Annotated in this window: 18 protein-coding genes; 14 read left to right on the top strand and 4 right to left on the bottom strand. The window is 57.6% G+C overall.

The annotated features are described in order from the left end of the window. Positions 1-157 precede the first annotated feature (157 nt). Positions 158-775, top strand: coding sequence for a thioesterase family protein (locus KHO33_RS18350; RefSeq protein WP_234475767.1), 618 nt, complete (start codon positions 158-160; stop codon positions 773-775). A 128-nt stretch (positions 776-903) separates the two neighbouring features. Here the strand turns inward: KHO33_RS18350 and KHO33_RS18345 are convergent, their stop codons facing one another. Beyond that, on the bottom strand, positions 904-1,224 hold the full coding sequence (locus KHO33_RS18345) for a DUF4148 domain-containing protein (protein WP_054033923.1): 321 nt from the start codon (positions 1,222-1,224) through the stop codon (positions 904-906). A gap of 506 nt (positions 1,225-1,730) precedes the next feature. Between KHO33_RS18345 and KHO33_RS18340 the strand changes: the two genes are divergently transcribed. Beyond that, positions 1,731-2,915 carry a porin gene (locus KHO33_RS18340; RefSeq protein WP_200560952.1) on the top strand — a complete coding sequence of 395 codons (1,185 nt, stop codon included), beginning with the start codon at positions 1,731-1,733 and terminating at the stop codon, positions 2,913-2,915. Positions 2,916-2,977: 62 nt separating this feature from the next. On the opposite strand, the gene KHO33_RS18335 is transcribed toward KHO33_RS18340, so the two are convergent. Then, positions 2,978-4,021, bottom strand: coding sequence for a LacI family DNA-binding transcriptional regulator (locus tag KHO33_RS18335; protein ID WP_054033920.1), 1,044 nt, complete (start codon positions 4,019-4,021; stop codon positions 2,978-2,980). Between the two features lie 93 nt (positions 4,022-4,114). Between KHO33_RS18335 and KHO33_RS18330 the strand changes: the two genes are divergently transcribed. The 11 genes from KHO33_RS18330 (at position 4,115) to KHO33_RS18280 (ending at position 16,059) form a co-directional block, all read left to right on the top strand. Beyond that, a complete protein-coding gene (locus KHO33_RS18330; protein ID WP_200560950.1) occupies positions 4,115-5,329 on the top strand; it encodes a phytanoyl-CoA dioxygenase family protein in 1,215 nt (404 codons plus the stop codon). 136 nt (positions 5,330-5,465) lie between these two features. Next, positions 5,466-6,380, top strand: a complete 915-nt coding sequence (locus tag KHO33_RS18325; protein ID WP_054033918.1) for a LysR family transcriptional regulator — start codon at positions 5,466-5,468, stop codon at positions 6,378-6,380. A 131-nt stretch (positions 6,381-6,511) separates the two neighbouring features. Continuing rightward, on the top strand, positions 6,512-7,432 hold the full coding sequence (locus KHO33_RS18320) for an intradiol ring-cleavage dioxygenase (protein WP_054033915.1): 921 nt from the start codon (positions 6,512-6,514) through the stop codon (positions 7,430-7,432). A 66-nt stretch (positions 7,433-7,498) separates the two neighbouring features. After that, on the top strand, positions 7,499-8,377 hold the full coding sequence (locus KHO33_RS18315; RefSeq protein WP_200560948.1) for a sugar phosphate isomerase/epimerase family protein: 879 nt from the start codon (positions 7,499-7,501) through the stop codon (positions 8,375-8,377). Between the two features lie 41 nt (positions 8,378-8,418). Next, entirely contained in the window at positions 8,419-9,411 is a 993-nt protein-coding gene (gene iolG / locus KHO33_RS18310; protein WP_054033914.1) for an inositol 2-dehydrogenase, read from the top strand. A 24-nt stretch (positions 9,412-9,435) separates the two neighbouring features. Further along, a complete protein-coding gene (locus KHO33_RS18305; RefSeq protein WP_093634128.1) occupies positions 9,436-10,524 on the top strand; it encodes a Gfo/Idh/MocA family protein in 1,089 nt (362 codons plus the stop codon). A 96-nt stretch (positions 10,525-10,620) separates the two neighbouring features. Beyond that, on the top strand, positions 10,621-11,691 hold the full coding sequence (gene chvE / locus KHO33_RS18300) for a multiple monosaccharide ABC transporter substrate-binding protein (RefSeq protein ID WP_054033912.1): 1,071 nt from the start codon (positions 10,621-10,623) through the stop codon (positions 11,689-11,691). A gap of 91 nt (positions 11,692-11,782) precedes the next feature. Further along, positions 11,783-13,321 carry a multiple monosaccharide ABC transporter ATP-binding protein gene (mmsA, locus tag KHO33_RS18295; protein ID WP_054033910.1) on the top strand — a complete coding sequence of 513 codons (1,539 nt, stop codon included), beginning with the start codon at positions 11,783-11,785 and terminating at the stop codon, positions 13,319-13,321. Next, positions 13,299-14,522, top strand: coding sequence for a multiple monosaccharide ABC transporter permease (mmsB, locus tag KHO33_RS18290; RefSeq protein WP_172737588.1), 1,224 nt, complete (start codon positions 13,299-13,301; stop codon positions 14,520-14,522). Before mmsA ends, mmsB begins: the two co-directional genes overlap by 23 nt. Positions 14,523-14,661: 139 nt before the next feature. Beyond that, entirely contained in the window at positions 14,662-14,958 is a 297-nt protein-coding gene (locus tag KHO33_RS18285) for a Dabb family protein (RefSeq protein WP_054033905.1), read from the top strand. 39 nt (positions 14,959-14,997) lie between these two features. Then, the gene (locus KHO33_RS18280; protein WP_054033903.1) at positions 14,998-16,059 is read left to right on the top strand and encodes a maleylacetate reductase; all 1,062 of its coding nucleotides are present in this window, start codon (positions 14,998-15,000) and stop codon (positions 16,057-16,059) included. 134 nt (positions 16,060-16,193) lie between these two features. Here KHO33_RS18280 and KHO33_RS18275 read toward each other — a convergent pair whose 3' ends face one another. Beyond that, positions 16,194-16,970, bottom strand: coding sequence for an SDR family NAD(P)-dependent oxidoreductase (locus tag KHO33_RS18275; RefSeq protein WP_200560946.1), 777 nt, complete (start codon positions 16,968-16,970; stop codon positions 16,194-16,196). 216 nt (positions 16,971-17,186) lie between these two features. On the opposite strand from KHO33_RS18275, the gene KHO33_RS18270 reads away from it, so the two are divergent. Then, positions 17,187-17,771: a TetR/AcrR family transcriptional regulator gene (locus KHO33_RS18270; protein ID WP_054033902.1), complete on the top strand. Its 585-nt coding sequence runs from the start codon at positions 17,187-17,189 to the stop codon at positions 17,769-17,771. 34 nt (positions 17,772-17,805) lie between these two features. On the opposite strand, the gene KHO33_RS18265 is transcribed toward KHO33_RS18270, so the two are convergent. Next, positions 17,806-18,735 carry a LysR substrate-binding domain-containing protein gene (locus KHO33_RS18265; RefSeq protein ID WP_128575988.1) on the bottom strand — a complete coding sequence of 310 codons (930 nt, stop codon included), beginning with the start codon at positions 18,733-18,735 and terminating at the stop codon, positions 17,806-17,808. Positions 18,736-18,758: the final 23 nt, after the last annotated feature.

Here is an 18,758-nt window from a genome sequence, read left to right as displayed (position 1 = left end):
TTTGCGATTGAAGGCTTTGTCATCTTGGGGTGCCCTTGATTAGCGTGCCAGAGCGATATTATCCGGGCATTTGGCGAAACGCGTGCGCAGACACCATGTGCCTAGGTCGTGATTCGCCACGGCATGTCGCCTCTTTTCGAGGGAGTGTTCTAGAGATTTGCCCCGCCTGCTGCGTCCCGGATTTTATCTGCGCGACTACCATTCACGTTTCTTTGCCGCGCGCGGCGCGTTCCTATCACCGGGTTTTCGCATGAGTCTACTAATTCGTTTGCTGCTTTTGTTAATCACCAGTCGTGGCCGGAGCCGGCTGCAGGTGCTCGACACGTGTGTCACGCCATTTCGAGTGTGGCTCAATGACCTCGACGTCTTGGTCCATATGAACAACGGCCGCTACTTCACGATCCTCGATCTGGCGCGCGTCGATCTGATGATGCGTAGTGGTCTGTGGCGGCAATTGAAGGCACAAGGCTGGTATCCAGTCGTCACACTGGAAACGATGCGTTTTCATCGGTCGCTCGAACTTGGCGACCGCTATAACGTCCAGACTCGTGTTATCGGTTGGGATGAGAAACACATCTTCATCGAACAAGGGTTCGTGCGTGATGATGTGCAAGTCGCGTTGGCCGTTGTGCGAGCACGGTTCCTCAAGCGAAGTGGCGGTGTTGTGACGACTGCCGAGTTGCTGGAACTGTCGGAGATTACGCAGCCGTCGCCAGAGTTGCCCGGATGGGTTGCGAGGTGGAGTGAGGCCGAAGGAGGGATGGCGCTTACGTAGTCTTCTTTTTGCGGGCAGAGGTGGAGGCCGTCACACGACGGCAGGCTACCCACGATCCTGTTCGATCGCCCGCGCGACTCGAGCCATCATCAGCTTGACCACGCGTGCGATTCAGTACGTGTAAAGCGTCAAGGTGCGACCGCAGGTGCGTTGGTAGGCTTTTGACCATTCGCCTTCTGCTGGGCATTCTGCAGATTCTGCGGATAGTTTGTTTGATCTCCCGCCGGGTTATACCCGTTCTTTTCCAGCTTACTGAGCTCGGCATTTTTCTTCGCGCGGCGTGCCTTGCGGTCGGCCTTCTTTTGCGCCTTCATCTCCTGCTTCGACATCGCACTTTCGGAGGCGCCGGCATCGGTTGTCGCTGCATGAGCTTGCAACGTCGGAAGTGAGAGGAGACTCAAAGCCATACCTGCTGAAACAACAAAAACAGACAGTTGCTTGAACTTCATACGTATCTCCGTATGGGTGCGTTAGGCGGCGTGAGACTGCTCACGGTCCATTTGGGTTGGTTCCTGAGAAGAACGTGTCTCTTCGCATGGGGAACGCTCGAACCGTAATCGATGAGACGTCGACAGGGATACAGGGGTTAACCGCGAGGAGGCGAGGAGGCATAACGCTGGAAGGCTCTTGCGCACTTGCTCTAACGCGGATTTTCCCTGATTTCACGAAAGAGATTCCCCTTTCTGCTCTTTGTTCGAGTGGATGGGGAATATACACTCGGGCAAAAATACAAGCGCAGTTCAGGAGACGTGCCCCACGGAAATTATTGCCCTCCGCATAAGCCTCCCTCCAGTGCTTGTTTTTTCTTCTCATTTCCTTCCCTGCGAGCGTCTCTGAGACTCCACGTCCCTCAGGCGTGTCGCATTTGATCAACGATTGACGGGCGCTGGGAAAGGCGTGAGTACTCTAAAAAGTAGATGAAGTAAGTAGTACAACTATATTAACGGAGATAGCGATGAAGAAACTTCTGTTCGGCATGTTCGCATTGTCTGCGACGGCAACCGCGATGGCTCAGAGCAGCGTCACGTTATACGGCATCGTGGACAACGGTATCGCATACGAGACCAATCAACCGAAGGGGCATGTATTCGGTGCGCAAAGTGGAGGCTGGGCGCAATCGAGATTTGGTCTCAAAGGCAGTGAGGACCTCGGCGGCGGCACCCATGCAATTTTCACGCTCGAGTCCCGACTGAATACCATGACCGGGGCTTTCGCGAACGGAAGTTTCTTTGAGGGGCAGGCGACCGTAGGCCTGCAGAATGACACCTGGGGGCAAATCAAATTCGGCAACATGGGTTCGGCTGAGATAAGTCAATACTCGGGCGACGTCGACCCCCAGCAAACAAAGAAGTATGCGATTGGAACGCTGGTACGCGGCCGCATCTTTTCGCAGGCAGCGAACGGCGCGGAGTACCTGTCGCCGACGATCGGCGGTTTCACCCTGCAAGGCCAGTATGATTTGACGAATTCGTCGACGTGGAACGCCGGAAATCCAGGAAGCGCGCCTGGTCAACTCGGTACTTCGAGCGGACTCGGAAGCTCGCAGGGGCGCTCGGATGGTATCAAACTCTCTTACGCGAACAAGGGCCTTTTCTGGCAGGCGACCTATGACGAGGTTCGCGACGGAAACGGCCAATTCAGTAACGTGTACCTTGCTTCTCGCTCGATTCTCACGGGCTTGACGTATGCATTCGGTCCTGTGACTGGATATATTGGCTACCAGCATCTGAGCGCTCCGAACGCATCGGATGCGGGCTATTTCGGCACGGCGACCCCGTCAGCGTTGCCGGCAGGAACGAGCCTCCCGACAGCCGTTAATCATGAGTGGATTGGCGCGATCTGGCAAACGACGCCTGCGCTAGCTATCACCGGCGCCGTCTATCACGCGAATGCAAACAACGGGAACGGGAACGCAACCCTCTACACGTTGGGGGCAAACTATTCGCTATCCAAACGAACGCTCCTGTACACGGAACTGGCGTATGTGAGAAACAGCTCGTCGTCTAACATCGGCCTCGACAGTGGTCTGTATGGCGCGAATATCAACAACGACCCCGTCAACGGGAGCACCTCGAGCACCAACCCCAACTATGGCAAAAGCCAGTTTGGCGTTATAGCAGGGTTGGCGACGAAGTTCTGATGCTGTCGAGAGGTCCGGGTGGCGATTGATTCCCGGACCTCTCAGGAACACGAGTGGTCGATTCAATCGCGGAAACGACTGGCGATGTGGTCCGGAATGTTTTCTGGCGTCACGACCACGACCGAAGAAGATGACGCGACAGAGGAGGCTGGCAGGAGCTTGTGAAAGTGCATGACGTGATGACACGCGGAGCGCATGTCCTGTCGGAGATCATGATGCAGGATTGCCTGGATTCTTCCAGTGCGTAGAAGCTGCACATTATCCTTGTCCAGATCGTGACCGATGAAGCAGACCGGAGCTTGCTGCTGCGCTTCCAGCGCGCGAAGAATCGCGACATTACCCCCGCCCATGGAGTACACGGCAGCGATACAAGTACCATCGTTGAGAACGCTTCGGACTCGCTCTTCAGTCGGTAGATCAAGGCCATGTCCGCCGCTTGCATCAATCAGCCTGAGTTGGGGGTGGTGCTTGCGCAATGCTCGACGAAAGCTTATCTCGCGCTCCTCCTCGCCCCGAAAATGCTCGTCGCTCATCGTTATCAACACATTAGCCGCCTGGGGGCCCAGCAAAAGGCCCAGAAGGTAGGCCGCCGTGGCCCCAGCGACGCGATTGTCGAGTCCGGCGTAGGCGATGCGTCCCGACAGCGGTATGTCGGTGAAGACGGTGACGACGGGAATGCCGTGATGCTGGAGTTCGCGGACCACCTCGGCAATCTCGGGAACGTCGCGGGCTTTCAGGAAAACACCATGGCTGCCTCTTCGGGCGATAGAACGAAGAGCATCCACGACTTCGGGCGTCGTCATCGTCTCCCGCAACAGGAAGCGCGGACGAACAACCGCCGGGTGCATCAACGCGAGTTCCGCTTCGAGCGCATTCTTTATCTCGTCGCTGAACCGCGCTGGCGCTTCCACTACCACGTCGACCATGAGCTTGCGCCCCGTGGTCGCCAGGTTTAGCTCCTGTTTCTCAAGTTCTTTTATCGCCTGCTCAACCCGATTGCGAGTGTGCTCCCGGACGTTCGCGCGTCCGTTCAGCACCCTATCAACGGTTGCCACTCCAAGCCCTGCCTGAAGGGCAATTTCCTTGATCAAGAAGCGGTGAGCCAATCCGACCCTCCATCGTTGATAGTTTTTTGATGTGTTTCTGATAATTCGATCTGTGCTTTGCGAGCTATCCTACATCGAATATAGGAGGCACGTATGGACGACCGACGCGGAGACTATCTCGCTGAGCGAACTAACTGGTATCGCGAAAGCGACTGCAGCTTGAGCGATTTCGTGAGAGCGCTCAACGCGACAGGGGAGCGCGGGCTACGCTACGCGACAACGTCGGTTCAAGCGATTCCTGTATACGAATGCCGTGACCTGGAAGAAGTGCGCTTGTCTGAGGCAGAAAGGCTTGAGCTACTGTCGGAGTGGGCCGAGGTCCTGCGAGATGGCGCGGGCGTCTTTGTGCTCAAGCACGCTTTTGACGACACCGGGTGCGTGGATGAGGCGACGGCCATCTTCGAATCGATTATTGAAGCCGAGAAGAAATCGGGCTCGAAGGCTGACCATTTCGCGAAAGCAGGGGCGAACGACCGTATCTGGAACGCGCAGGAAAAACTCTGCCTTGCGGCACCTGAGATCTTCGCCAGATACTTTTCGAACCCTTGGCTGCCGGCGGCCGCCGAGGCATGGCTTGGCCCGTGCTTTCAGGTTACGTCGCAGGTCAATGTTGTCAGACCCGGCGGCGAGGCACAGCAAGCCCATCGTGACTACCATCTGGGCTTCCAGACGGCTGAGATGGCGGCGTCTTTTCCAGCGCACGTGCATAGGATGTCGCCTTTTCTCACGCTGCAAGGGGCTGTTGCGCACAGCGACATGCCAGTTGCGAGCGGTCCGACCAAACTCCTGCCTTACTCGCAGCGATACGCTCAAGGCTATGTGGCTTGGCGTAGACCTGATTTCCGGGCGTATTTCGAGAACAACTTCGTTCAGGTGCCGCTTGCCAAGGGCGATGCCATCTTCTTCAATCCGGCGCTATTTCACGCAGCCGGCTCGAATCGAACGAGCCACGTTCAGCGCATGGCAAACCTGCTTCAAATCTCGTCGGCTTATGGTCGGGCGATGGAAGCCGTGGATCGAACGCGCATGTCCGAGACTCTCTACCCAGTCCTTCGGGGCAGATTTAAGACCGGCAAGATAACCGCGCTCGAGGCGCTGTCGGTGATTGCCTCGTGCGCTGAAGGCTATGCGTTCCCGACAAACCTCGACAGGGATCCGCCCGCCGGGGGACTCGCGCCGGAAAGCCAAGGCCAGATGATGCTCCGAGCGCTTCGGGAAGACTGGGAGCCGGCCGAGTTTGCGCGAGCCCTCGCGAAGCATGCCTGGCGTCAAGGGCATGGCGAATCCACTGAACTGATAGATTATTGATGTGTTTTTTCGACTAAAAGATAGAGCTACAGCACTATCATGATGCCGACGTGACACACGAAATGACTCAGCGAAGTCGCGCGTGCTCCCGCATCCGGCTTGGATGTGAGCGAACGAGGCGTAATGGTGCAAGGGCATGGATCAGTTCAAGGAACTACAACTATTCGTCGAGGTGGCCGAGACGGGCAGCATCAGCCGTGCTGCGGAAGCTGTCGAGCTTTCCATCTCGGCAGCAAGTCGGTATTTGATTTCGTTGGAGGCGAGACTTGGCGTCCAACTGGTGCGCAGGACGACTCGCAACCTTTACCTGACTGAGGCTGGCGCTGAGTTTCACCGACGCTGCAAATCCATCCTCGCCGATCTTGGCGAAGCAGAGGCTGTCACCAAGGAAGCAGTCGTGCGTCCAAGCGGTGTCCTTCGCGTCACCGCTTCGTTATCGTTCTGCATGCTTCATATCGCGCCGATGCTTCCTGATTTCACGGCGCGCTACCCCGACATTACAGTGGACGTGGTGGCGGCTAACCGTTACTGCGACATCATCGAGAACGGCATCGACGTCGCGATTCGTACGAAAGTCCTCGAGCCAGATAGCAACATAACCATTAGAAGACTGGCTTCGACACGCCGCATATTGGCCGCATCGCCCGGCTACATCGAGGCGAACGGACGCCCTCGCTTCCCGGCGGAGCTCGCGAAGCACAGACTGCTGAACTATCAACTCGCCGACAATCCACGCGAGCTTTCATTCACACGGGGTGGTGAGAACGTCGTTGTCAGAGTGAAGCCGTTAGTGGAGTCGAATGACGGCCAGATATTGCGTATCGCCGCGCTAGACGGCATGGGCATTCTGGTGCAGCCCAAATACATCATCTACGACGATCTCGAAGCAGGCCGACTTGTCCCTGTGCTCGACGACTGGGACCTTCCCCGCCTGACGATGAACATCGCGTTTCAGACTCGCTCCCACCTACCTGTAAAGGTGCGACTGTTCATTGACGCGCTTGTGGCGCGGTTCCACCAGAACGAATACGAACGTCATTGGACAGCGTGAGCCTGCGCTCACCGCATTTGGGGTTTCTTCCCACTCAGCGCGAAAGACTTTCCCTTTCTAGCTCTGTTTTGCCAGTCACGACGAATATAGACTCGTCTCAAAGCTACAGAAGAGATTGATGGAGACACGCAATGCAAAGCGCAACCTCTGCAGTTCCGTCCGCATCGCCTTATTTCGATGAGGCTCGCTCGGCCGAAGTCGTCAATGCGCGTATGAGCGAAGATGCCGACGCTCGCCTGCGCCAGGTGATGTCCGTTCTGGTCAAGCATCTTCATGCTGCGGTCAAGGAAATTGAGCCTACGCATGAGGAATGGTTCACTGCCATTCGCTTCCTGACCGAGACGGGTCAAATGTGCACGGACTGGCGGCAAGAGTACATCCTGCTCTCCGACGTCCTGGGCGTCTCGATGCTCGTTGATGCAATCAATCATCGTCGTCCGAGCGGTGCTACGCCGAACACGATTCTGGGTCCCTTCTACGTCGCCAACGCACCTGAATATCCGAACGGCGCCAACATCTGCCTGGACGGAAAGGGCGAGCTCATGGTTGTTGAAGGCCGGGTTGCCGATATCAATGGAAACCCGATTCCTGACGCGAAGCTCGAGGTCTGGCAGACGAACGACGACGGCTTCTATGACGTACAGCAGAAAGGCATTCAGCCTGACTCAAATCTTCGCGGCGTTTTTACGTCGGATACTGAAGGCCGCTACTGGTTCAAGTCTGTCAAGCCGCGTCACTATCCGATTCCTTCGGACGGTCCGGTCGGTAAGCTCCTCGCCGCAATAGGCCGACACCCTAACCGAGCGGCTCATCTGCACTTCATCGTGACCGCGCCTGGCTTTGACCCGGTCATCACTCACATTTTCACACCTGACTGCCCCTATCTTCCTGAAGACGCGGTATTTGGCGTCAAGCGTGAGCTCATCGCTGAATTCAACAAGATTGACGACCCGGAAGCGGGTGAGCGCGTCGGGGTCTTATCACCGTTTTGGTCTGTTTCGTGGGACTTCACCCTCGCGACGTCCTCGAAGCCCACGCGGGCAATCCCGTAATCGTTTGGTGCGCGGGAGCGTGCCGCCGAAAAACTGATGACATTGAGAGATACAGGAGTACTACATATGAGCGCGAAGAAAGAACTGCTGGCGGCGTACTGGACACTCGCTGGCGACGTCTATCCGTGTGCACCGAACGAAATCAGCCCGTTTCCGCTGCGCGATCGCTGTGAAGCAGCTTCGCGTGCCGGCTGGAGCGGTATCGGCCTCATTCTCGATGACCTCGAGTACAGCATCGGGAAGTACGGCGTGTCCGGCGTCAAGAAGATTCTGGACGACACGGGCATGAAGTACTTCGAGCTCGAGATCCTCATGGACTGGTACTTCGAGGGCGAGGCGCGTGTCAAGTCGGACGATTGCCGTCGCCGTTTCATCGAACTGGGCGGCGAACTGGGCATGCGCAATCTGAAAATCGGCGCGAGTCCCTTCGACAAGAATCCGGCGGACTTTCCCCGCATGACCGACGAATTCGGGAAGCTTTGCCTGGACGTGGCGACGGTTGACGCCACGGTTGCAATCGAGTTCATGCCTTTCTCTCCCATTCGAAATATCGCAGAAGCGCTGCAGGTTGCTCAAGGCGCCAACCAACCCAATGGTGGCCTGATGGTTGACCACTGGCACGTCGCACGCGGTGGCAGTCCCTATAGCGAAGTCGCCCAGATCCCGGCGCGATTCATCAAGGGCGTGGAGATGGATGACGTCGGCGCGCAGGTCAAGGGATCGCTGTTCGACGACTCGACCTTTAACCGCCAGCTTTGTGGCGAAGGTGCAGGTGACTGCCCGGCCTTCGTCGACGCCCTTGAGCAAGCAGGTTGCACGCTGCCGTACTACGGCGTGGAGCTCATCTCTGAGGTGCACCGGAAATTTCCGCTCGATGAGATGGCAAAGCGCGCTTACGACACCACCATCGCGCAGTTCTCGGCAAAAACCGCGACTTCCGCCTGAAGCTTTCGACCTTAACCGACAACGTATTTCTGGAGACTCACATGATTCGAATCGCCGTACTCGGCGCCGGCCGCATTGGTCGCATTCACGCCGGCAACGTCGCCGCGAGCCCGAACGCAAAACTGGTGGTGGTGGCGGACCCCGTTGAAAGTGCGGCTAAGTCGCTGGCTAGCCGTCTGGGCTGTGAGGCCTCGACGGACGCTGCAGCAGTCCTCGAGCGCAATGACATTGACGCGGTGGTCATCGGTACGCCGACGGATACGCACATCACGTTCATGCTCGAAGCCGTCAAGCGTGGCAAGGCTGTTCTGTGCGAGAAGCCTATCGATCTCGACATGGAGAAGTCGCTAGCCGCGGCAAACGAAGTCGAGCGACTGGACGGTCGCGTCATGCTCGCGTTCAATCGACGTTTCGACCCGACATCGCAAGCCTTCCGTAAAGCGATCGACGCAGGCGACGTCGGCGAAGTGCGCCAGGTCATTATTTCGAGCCGTGACCCGGGCATGCCTCCGCGTGACTATGTCGAGCACTCGGGCGGCATCTTCCGCGACATGGTGATCCACGATCTGGACATGGCTCGCTGGTTGCTCGGCGAAGAGCCGGTCGAGGTAATGGCCATGGCTAGCCGTCTCGTCGACGAGTCGCTTGAGAAGCTCACTGACTTCGATACGGTGATGGTGCAGTTGCGGACAGCTTCGGGCAAGCAATGCCACATCAACTGCTGTCGCGAAGCGGTGTACGGCTACGACCAGCGCATGGAAGTGTCGGGTTCGAAGGGAATGCTCCTGCAAGAAAATCTGCGTCCTTCGACGATTCGACGCTGGTCCAAGGAAGCGACTGATGTCCGCGAGCCGCTGCTCAACTTCTTCCTCGAGCGCTACGAGGCTGCATACAAGGCCGAACTTGAAGCCTTTGTCGACGCACTAAACGCCAATTCGACTTTGCCGACCTCCGTTCAGGATGGGCTGAAGGCGCTGCGTCTGGCGGACTGCGCGCTCGAGTCTGCTTTGTCGGGCAAAGCCGTCAAGGTGTAACGGGAAATCTGGAGGAGATAAGTCATGACGCGAAAGATCGGTCCCAACGAAACGCTCGGCGTAGCATGTCTTGGCATCACTCACCCCCATACGTCGGGGCGGGTCAAGGCAATCCAGCGTCGCACCGACGCAAAGATGCTCGGTGCGTGGGACAAAAGTCCGCTGCTCACACCGTTCGTCGACGCGCTCGGTCTCGAGGCGCGGTCGAAGGAAGACATCCTGGCGGACGAGAATGTTCATGTCGTGCTCGTCCACTCCAAGAGCGAGAAGATGGCCGATCTGACCATTGAAGCGCTCGAGGCGGGCAAGGCAGTGTTGTGCGAGAAACCTGCCGGCCGCAGTTCCGTCGACGCCAAGCGCATCGTCGAGGCTGTGGAGCGTACGGGCGGACTCGTGCAAGTCGGCTATTGCTGGCGCTTCGCACCATCGGTCGATGCCATGCAGGCGGCACTCAAGAGCGGACGCCTCGGCAAAGTCGTTCAGGTGCGCGCCCACGGCGGCTGCTCGCACGACGAGGCCGGAACGCCGCACATGACCCAGCCAGGCGATATTGGCGGCGCGGTATTCGTCATCGGATGTCATCTGGTGGACCGCATCCTTCTGCACTTCGGCTTGCCCCGCTCGGTCAACGCGCGTATCACGAAGTTTCCGAACTTCCATGGTGACGAATCGCGTGAAGACGCAGCAGGCGCGGTGCTGAACTATGAAGACAAGATTGTCACGGTTGACTTCATGTCGTGGGACGTCCTGCCGTGGACCGAGAGCTGGGATATCACCGCCTACGGAACGGAAGGCATCATGTCTTCGCGTTCATTGCCCGCGAGTTACAAGATTTATGACGCGGGCAAGGGCGACCATCCGGAGGGCTGGACCGAGTGGCAGGAGACCAGCTTCCCGGAAATCTGGGCAACAAAAAAGACGGAGTATTCGCCCGATATCGCCGAAATCGGCAACCCGGTGTACTTCGACCGGGAGTCGAACGCGTTCTTCGACGCGTTGCGCAACGGCACGCAGTCGGTTGTGCCGGCTACGCAGGCGTACAACATTAGCCGTGTCATCGAGGCCATGTTCGCTTCTTCCAAAGAGGCGGGCGCAGAGGTCTTTATCGGTTAAGCGTTTGAATGGCTGACGCCTTCCGGCGTCGGCCTGGGATTCTGTACTTCATAAACCGGCAGCACAAATACGCATTCCTAAATAGGAGACGAAGTCATGAAAATTCTGAAGAGTGTCGCGGTCATCCTGGCTGCTTCGGCAGCTTTCTCGACCATGTCTGGCGCTGTTTTCGCCCAGGATAAGGGTGTTATTGGCATTTCGCTGCCCGACAAGACGGAATCCCGCTGGATTACCGATGGTAAAAGCATGGTCGATGCACTGAAGGCGAAAGGCTATTCGGCCGACCTGCAGTACGCAAACTACGACGTTCCGACGCAGGTGAACCAGGTCGAGAACATGCTTGCGAAGGGTGTCAAAGCACTGGTCATCGCACCGATCGACGGCAAGACATTTTCTGACGCTCTGGCGCTCGCGCAGAAGAAAGGCATCAAGGTCATTTCATACGACCGTCTGATTAGCCAGACCAAGGATGTCGACTACTACGCAACCTTCGACAACTATGGCGTGGGCGTTCTTCAAGGGCAGAGCATCGTCAGCGCTTGGCAGAAGGCCGGCAGCAAAACCCCGTTCAACATCGAAGTGTTCGGTGGTTCATCGGACGATAACAACGCCCATATGGTCTACGCGGGCGGTATGTCAGTTATCAAACCGTACATTGACAGCGGCAAATTCGTGGTTCGGAGCAAGCAGATTGCCTTCGATAAAGTCGCGACGCGCAATTGGGATGGCGCGACGGCTCAGGCCCGGATGGACAACCTGCTGAGCGCTTTCTACGGCAAGGACCACCTCGACGCGGTCTGGACGCCCAATGACGCAATCGCAGTTGGCGTTATCTCGTCGCTTAAGGGCATCGGATACGGTTCGGCCCAGCAAACCATGCCCGTTGTCACTGGCCAGGACGCAGACATCCAGAACGTCAAGAACATTGTTCGCGGCGACCAGACCTCGACCGTGTTCAAGGACACTCGCAAGCTTGCGGGCGTGACCGCCGAAATGGTCGACAACGCGCTGAGCGGCAAGCAGGTGCCTGTCAACGACACGAAGAGCTACAACAACGGAACGAAGATCGTTCCGACTTATCTCGTGAAGCCAATCCTGGTCGACAAGGCCAATTACCAGTCGGAGTTGGTGACCAGCGGTTACTACACGCAGGCCCAGATCAAGTAAGGCATCTGAACGTCCGCGTGACGGGGCGCCCACCAGCGCCTCGCTTCACGCAGGCACGCTCGCGAGCGTGACCAATCAGAGGAATTTGACCATGGATACCATTCTGGAGATGCGCGGAATTCAGAAGAGCTTTGGCGCTGTCAAAGCCCTGAATAACGTCAATCTGAAGGTCCGTCAGGGCGAGATTCACGCCATTTGCGGAGAAAACGGCGCGGGAAAGTCGACGCTGATGAAGATCCTCAGTGGGGTCTATCCGCACGGCTCTTATTCTGGCGACGTCCTTTACGACGGTCAGGAGCGGGCATTCGCTGACATTTCCGATAGCGAGGCAGTCGGAATCATCATCATCCACCAGGAGCTGGCCCTCGTACCGATGCTCTCGATTACCGAGAACATCTATCTGGGTAACGAGCAGTCGAAGCGGGGTGTCATCGATTGGCAGGTGTCGCGCGCGAAGGCGAAGGCGCTGCTGGCGAAGGTCGGCCTCACGGACTCGCCAGATTCGCCGGTCGGCACGCTCGGGATTGGCAAGCAGCAACTCATTGAAATTGCAAAGGCATTATCGAAAGAGGTTCGCCTGCTGATTCTCGACGAGCCTACCGCAAGCCTGAATGAAAAAGACAGCGACACACTGCTTAGTCTTCTGCTCGAGCTCAAGTCGCGCGGTGTGACGTCAATCATCATTTCGCACAAGCTGAATGAGATTTCGCGTGTCGCGGATGGAATCACGGTTATCCGTGATGGCTCGACGGTCGACGCCCTCGACTGCAAAGCCGAGAGCGTGAGCGAAGACCGCATCATCAAGGCGATGGTCGGCCGTGAGATGTCCGACCGGTACCCGCCACGTACGCCGAACATCGGCGAAGTCATTTTTGAAGTGAAGGATTGGCGTGTCCAGCATCCCACGCAGAGGGGCCGTGCCGTCATCAAAGGCGTCAATCTGGAAGCGCGCAAGGGCGAAATCGTTGGCATCGCAGGGCTGATGGGTTCCGGGCGTACGGAGCTCGCCATGAGCGTCTTCGGCGGCACGTATGGTCAGGACATCACGGGCCAGGTGCTGATGCACGGAAAGCAGGTCGACGTTTCGTCGGTACAGAAGGCCATCAAGGCGGGCATCGCCTACGTGACAGAAGACCGGAAGGGCAACGGTCTGCTCCTTGACGACAACATCAAGCGAAACATCACGCTGGCGAACCTGATTGGGGTGTCGAGATTTGGTGTCGTCGATGAGCACGAGGAGATAAAGGTTGCGACCGATTTTCTAAAGAAGCTCCGGATCCGTGCTCAAGGCGTTACCCACGTCGTTGGCAACCTGTCGGGTGGCAACCAGCAGAAGGTGGTGCTGAGCAAGTGGCTGTTCTCTGAACCCGAGGTACTGATTCTCGACGAGCCCACGCGAGGCATCGATGTGGGAGCGAAGTACGAGATTTACAACATCATCAATCAGGCGGTTGCAGCAGGTAAGTGTGTGGTCATGATTTCCTCGGAAATGCCCGAACTGCTTGGTATGTGCGACCGCGTGTACGTCATGAACGAAGGCCGGTTTGTCGGCGAATTCACCGCAGAAGAAGTCTCGCAGGAAAAGATTATGCGGGCGATTATGCGAAATGGAGGCATCGAAAATGCGTAAGGCACTCTCTCCAGTGGTCGCCGAAGGCGCCGAGGTTAAGAAAAGCGAAGTTTTGGGTGTGGTGAAGCGTATTGGCAGCGAGTATGGACTGCTCATTTCGCTCGTCATCATCATGGTCTTTTTTCAGGTCTCGACGAGCGGTGTATTGATGCAACCGCTCAATCTGACCAATCTGGTGCTTCAGAACAGCTACATCGTCATCATGGCCCTTGGCATGCTGATGGTGATCGTTTCAGGCCACATCGACCTGTCCGTCGGTTCAACGGCCGGTTTGGTGGGCGCGTTGGCGGCAGTATTGATGGTGCAGTTCGAGGTCAACTACGTCTGGGCAACTATCATCTGTATCGCGGCCGGCGCGCTGATCGGCGCCGTGCAAGGCTACTGGATTGCGTTTTGGCGGATGCCTTCGTTTATCGTGACGCTGGCCGGTATGCTGGTTTTCCGTGGCATGACAAACCTCGTTCTGCAAGGCCAGTCCATCGGCCCGTTCCCTGATGCATTCGGCGCCGTGAGCTCCGGTTTTATCCCTGACCTTTTTCACGGACAGACGCTTCACATCACTTCGATTGTCCTCGGCGCGTTTGTCGGTGCGCTTTTCTTCGCGATTGAGCTTCGGCATCGCGCCGGCGCGGCGAAACATGGTGTCGAGAGTGGCTCGTTCTCGATGTTCGTGGCGAAGAATCTCGTCCTGACGGCACTGATTGTGTTCTTCTGCTACCTGCTTGCATCCTATCGTGGCCTGCCTACCGTGCTCGTCATCATGGCTGTGCTGATTGGTGTGTACACGTTCATCATGAATCGCACCACGATCGGTCGACGTATCTACGCGGTTGGCGGCAATGCAAAGGCAGCGAGATTGTCGGGTGTCAGCGTTCCGGCAGTGAGCTTCCTGACCTTTGTGAACATGGGTGTCCTTGCTGCGCTGGCAGGTCTGATTTTCGCCGCACGTCTGAATAGTGGAACGCCGAAGGCTGGCACGGGATTCGAGCTCGACGTCATCGCAGCGTGTTTCATCGGCGGCGCTTCCGCCTCAGGTGGTGTCGGAAAGGTGGTCGGAGCGGTTGTGGGCGCCTTCATCATGGGCGTGATGAACAACGGCATGTCCATTATGGGCATCGGCGTGGATTATCAGCAGGTTATCAAAGGCATCGTTCTGCTCGCGGCCGTTTTCGTCGACGTGTACAACAAGAACAAAGCGTAGCTACTTTTCTATGGCAGACCGGATTTAGAACTCAGCGGGGCCTGGTGCGTGGCGAGGCCCGACTGACATGCATACTTGAGTCATGAGATTGCATCTCGAACATTTGGCCTGGTAATAAGCAACACTAATGGAATCGAATATGGTCAAGCATATCGTGATGTGGAACGTTCGCGGTGAGACTCCCGAGCAAAAGAAGGAATCCGCTGTGCTCGTAAAGACTGCGTTCGAGAGTCTGAGTGGAAAGATTCCCGGACTTACCAGGCTGGAGGTCGGGCTGGATGTAAGCGCCGTGGATTATGCCTGCGATGTGGTCTTGTACACGGAGTTTGAAAGCCAGGAGTCGCTCGACGCGTATGCGTCGCACCCTGAGCATCTGCGAGTGAAGCAGATCGTGGGTGACGTTCGTATCGCTCGCCACCAGGTCGACTACATCTAAGCGAGCTGTACCGTTTGACGACACAGGGAGCTAATTCTCATGTATGAGTTCACCTATACCACACAGGCGTCGAGAGTCGTATTCGGTGCTGGAAGCATGAAGCTGATTCAACAGGAAGTGGAGACGTTGGGTGCCCGCCGGGCGCTGGTTCTTTGTACGCCCGAGCAAAAGGCTCAGGCCGAAGTGGTTTCGTCGCTTCTTGGACCTGCGAGCGCAGGCGTCTTCGACGGCGCCCAGATGCATGTTCCTATCGAGAACGCTCGCCGCGCGCGCGAACACGCGAAGTCGGTGGACGCAGACTGTGCTGTGGCTATTGGTGGCGGTTCGACGATTGGGCTCGGCAAAGCGATTGCGCTCGAATCGTCGTTGCCGATTATCGCAATACCTACGACATATGCTGGGTCGGAGATGACTCCCATCTATGGCATAACTGAAAACGGCCTGAAGAAAACCGGTCGCGATGTCAAGGTCATCCCCAAGACGGTCCTGTACGACCCGGAGTTGACCATCGGGCTCCCGGTTCGCCTCTCGATCGTCAGCGGCCTCAACGCTATCGCTCATGCTGCCGAGGGGCTGTACGCACAGGACGGAAACCCCGTCATGTCGCTCATGGCGGAGGAGGGTATTCGCTCACTTGCCAACGGCCTGCGTGGCGTGAAGAAGAACAGCAAGGACAAAGCGGCGCGCAGCGAGTGCCTCTATGGTGCGTGGCTGTGCGGAATGGTGCTCGGCAATGTTGGCATGGCGCTTCATCACAAGCTGTGCCACACCTTGGGTGGCACATTTAACCTCCCTCATGCTGAGACACACGCAATCGTTCTGCCTCATTCTCTCGCTTATAACAGTACCGTTGCGGATGAGGCGATGGGCCGAATCGCCAGGGCGTTGAACGTAGACTCAGCGCCAGACGGCCTTTACCAACTCAACGAAGAACTTGGTGTTCCGCGAGGGCTTCGCGAGATTGGGTTGGGCGAAGCCGACCTTGATCACGCATGCAAGGTGGCATTGTCGAATCCATACTGGAATCCGCGGCCGATTGAGGAGGAGCCGCTTAGAGCACTGCTACAGCGTGCCTGGGAGGGCGCTCGTCCGTCCGTGTAGCCTTTGGAAAGGGGCGCCCAAAGGAGGTCCGCCGGAACGAGCCTTCGATCTGGCGGTAGCGAACTTGCCGGCAGCTTAGGACTGCGCGTTGCGGCCCTAAGCTGGTCGACCCGCTACCGGAAACTCGAGTGCCTTCACCCCTTGCGGAATATCGGCGCTCCCCACGGCGCACCGATCGTGCCGCCGTCAACGACGATTTCCGCCGCCGTGATTCCCGATGCATCGTCGGACGCGAGGAACAGCACGGCCTTGGCAACTTCTTCAGGTTCCGCGAGGCGAGCCATCGGAATGCCCGGTGCCAACGCGTCTTCGGTCGCGTCGAGTGTTGCGCCGGCCCGTGCGCCGCGCGTCCAGATCGGTGTACGCGTGCCGCCGGGAATCACAGTGTTGACGCGAATGCCACGCCGCACGAGTTCGGACGCAAACACCTTCGCCATGCCGGTGACGCCCGCCTTCGTTGCGGAATAAGCGGCCGAGCCGGGCGAGCCCAATTCGCGCATCACGGAGCCGTTCAATACGATCGAGCCTCCGGCGCTCATCAACGGCAGGGCCGCTTGAACCGTGAGAAAGACACCGGTGAGATTGGTACGAAGAATCGCTTCAAATGCAGCAGCGGTCGTGCCGCCGAGCGGCGTCGGACCGGAGATTCCCGCGTTGGCGAACACGATGTCGAGCGACCCGAAGGCTGCCTGGATCTGCTTGAAGGTCGACTCGATCGCGCTTTCATCGTCGAGATTGGCCTGAATGCCAAGCGCGTTTTCGCCCAGCTCGGATACTGCCTGATCCAGTTTTGCGCGATCGCGGCCGGTGATGGCAACACGGGCGCCTTCGGCGATCAAAAGCTTCGCTGTCGTAAAGCCAATGCCGCTGTTGCCGCCAGTGACGAGCGCTGTCTTTCCAGTAAAACGCATTTCCTTCTCCTATGTATTGCGCCGCGAGATCACGTCCCAAGTCGCACGTGCTGGCGGAGCAAAAACTTCGCAAAATCTCTGTTAAGCAGCGCAGGATTGCCGCTGCATCCAAGCTGGCATGAATATCCTCAACATCTCATTCTGTATGTTGATCATCATGCAGAAATTCAGTATTATGCTCATCATGCAGTTTGTCAAGCGTGATGAGGCGGAAAAATGGGTTATTCGCAGGCACAAAAGGCTGAGAGCAGGCAGCGGGTTCTGGAGAACGCGTCACGGCAGATTCGCGAAAACGGCATCGAGGCGCTTGGCGTCGCCGAGTGCATGCGCAGCGCGGGGCTGACGCACGGCGCGTTTTACGGCCATTTTTCGTCGCGTGATGCGTTGATCCTGGAGGCGCTCGAGCACGCGGTGAGTCAGAGCGAGAAGCGCATGGCTTCTATCGCAAGCGGCGCGGCAAAGCGTGGGGAAACGCCTCTGCAGGCTATTGCCGAAGCGTTCCTCAATGAGCGTCACGTGAAGAATCCCGGCAATGGATGTGCGCTGTGTGCGCTCGCCGGGGAGGCGCGGCATGCAAATCCGGATGTCAGGGAACAGCTCACGGATTACGTGCGCAAACTGGCGTCACGAATAGCGCACGCTATATCTAGTGATAGCAAAGAGGCTGGCTTGGGTATCGTCGCGACCATCGTGGGAGCCATTACACTTGCGCGCGCCGTTGACGACGACAAACTGGTGAAATCGATTCTCTCCGAGTCGCTCGCGCTGGTTATGAGTCGCGATTCTTCGCCGGTTAGCTGAGTGGTGCTGGCGTTGCTTGGTGAGGACCGACGCCTCACTCACCAAACATGGCTTTAATGTCGCGTCCCGTCTGCTCGGCTTCCTCGATTAGCCAGTCGAGAAATTGCCTCGTTGCAGGGGAGTCTGCCGCAGTTCGCTTCCAGCAAATGAAGTAGGGGAACGGCATGGGCAGGGCGACCTTGAACGGCGCGATGAGTTCGTGTCGCTTGATGCTGTCGATGGCAAAAAATCCCTGTCCCAACGAAATGCCTCTGCCCCGAATGGCCGCGTCGATTGCCATGCCGGAAACGGAGTAAGTGAGCGGCGCCAGGCCCTCGGGCAGAGGCACGCCAACCGCATGCAACCAGTGTCCCCAAGTTGGCGGTGACAAGTTTGCCCATCCCCATTCGACGTGAATCAGCGGGTAGCGCAAGATATCCGCCGGTTGCACGATCGGTTTTTCCGCCTGCAACAGCGAGGGTGCAAAGACGGGCGCAACCTTGTCCGTAAAGACGACGTGATAGGGCGTTCCGTCACTCGGTAGTGCCCCATACGTTAGGCGGACGTCGGCACTTCGCGCGGCGATACTGGTTTCGTGATCGACGACTTCGACATGGACCTGCACGTGAGGGCAGATGGTGTGCCACTTGTCCAATCTGGACGCGAGCCAATGGGTCGCGACCGACGGGAATGTCATCAGGGTGAGCCGGGGGCCCGTCTGCGCCTTGAGCGCCGCCTGAGCGCTATGAAAGCACTCGAACCCCCGGGAGATGTGCGAGTGGTACAACTCGCAAAGCGGAGTCGGTCGCAGGCCCGTGTTCTCCCGCTCGAAAAGCGTGACCCCGAGAAACTCCTCAAGGACGCGAATCTGCTGACTAATCGCACCGGGCGTTACGTAAAGCGCCTCGGCAGCGGCTACGACGCCCCCGTAACGAATGACGGCGTCGAATATCTGCAAGGCTCGAAGAGGAGGAAGGCGGTTCATGTCGTTGACCTAGCAAATGCCAT

It is taken from the genome of Paraburkholderia nemoris (assembly GCF_905221015.1).
Taxonomy (GTDB): Bacteria; Pseudomonadota; Gammaproteobacteria; order Burkholderiales; family Burkholderiaceae; genus Paraburkholderia; species Paraburkholderia nemoris.
This window is presented reverse-complemented; position numbering and strand designations above follow the sequence as displayed.

Excerpts from the sequence above, each read along its gene's own strand:
- KHO33_RS18345 (WP_054033923.1), bottom strand. The coding sequence starts at position 1,224 with ATGAAGTTCAAGCAACTGTCTGTTTTTGTTGTTTCAGCAGGTATGGCT.
- KHO33_RS18340 (WP_200560952.1), top strand. The coding sequence starts at position 1,731 with ATGAAGAAACTTCTGTTCGGCATGTTCGCATTGTCTGCGACGGCAACC.
- KHO33_RS18330 (WP_200560950.1), top strand. The coding sequence starts at position 4,115 with ATGGACGACCGACGCGGAGACTATCTCGCTGAGCGAACTAACTGGTAT.
- KHO33_RS18325 (WP_054033918.1), top strand. The coding sequence starts at position 5,466 with ATGGATCAGTTCAAGGAACTACAACTATTCGTCGAGGTGGCCGAGACG.
- KHO33_RS18320 (WP_054033915.1), top strand. The coding sequence starts at position 6,512 with ATGCAAAGCGCAACCTCTGCAGTTCCGTCCGCATCGCCTTATTTCGAT.
- KHO33_RS18315 (WP_200560948.1), top strand. The coding sequence starts at position 7,499 with ATGAGCGCGAAGAAAGAACTGCTGGCGGCGTACTGGACACTCGCTGGC.
- iolG (WP_054033914.1), top strand. The coding sequence starts at position 8,419 with ATGATTCGAATCGCCGTACTCGGCGCCGGCCGCATTGGTCGCATTCAC.
- KHO33_RS18305 (WP_093634128.1), top strand. The coding sequence starts at position 9,436 with ATGACGCGAAAGATCGGTCCCAACGAAACGCTCGGCGTAGCATGTCTT.
- chvE (WP_054033912.1), top strand. The coding sequence starts at position 10,621 with ATGAAAATTCTGAAGAGTGTCGCGGTCATCCTGGCTGCTTCGGCAGCT.
- mmsA (WP_054033910.1), top strand. The coding sequence starts at position 11,783 with ATGGATACCATTCTGGAGATGCGCGGAATTCAGAAGAGCTTTGGCGCT.
- mmsB (WP_172737588.1), top strand. The coding sequence starts at position 13,299 with ATGGAGGCATCGAAAATGCGTAAGGCACTCTCTCCAGTGGTCGCCGAA.
- KHO33_RS18285 (WP_054033905.1), top strand. The coding sequence starts at position 14,662 with ATGGTCAAGCATATCGTGATGTGGAACGTTCGCGGTGAGACTCCCGAG.
- KHO33_RS18280 (WP_054033903.1), top strand. The coding sequence starts at position 14,998 with ATGTATGAGTTCACCTATACCACACAGGCGTCGAGAGTCGTATTCGGT.
- KHO33_RS18275 (WP_200560946.1), bottom strand. The coding sequence starts at position 16,970 with ATGCGTTTTACTGGAAAGACAGCGCTCGTCACTGGCGGCAACAGCGGC.
- KHO33_RS18270 (WP_054033902.1), top strand. The coding sequence starts at position 17,187 with ATGGGTTATTCGCAGGCACAAAAGGCTGAGAGCAGGCAGCGGGTTCTG.
- KHO33_RS18265 (WP_128575988.1), bottom strand. The coding sequence starts at position 18,735 with ATGAACCGCCTTCCTCCTCTTCGAGCCTTGCAGATATTCGACGCCGTC.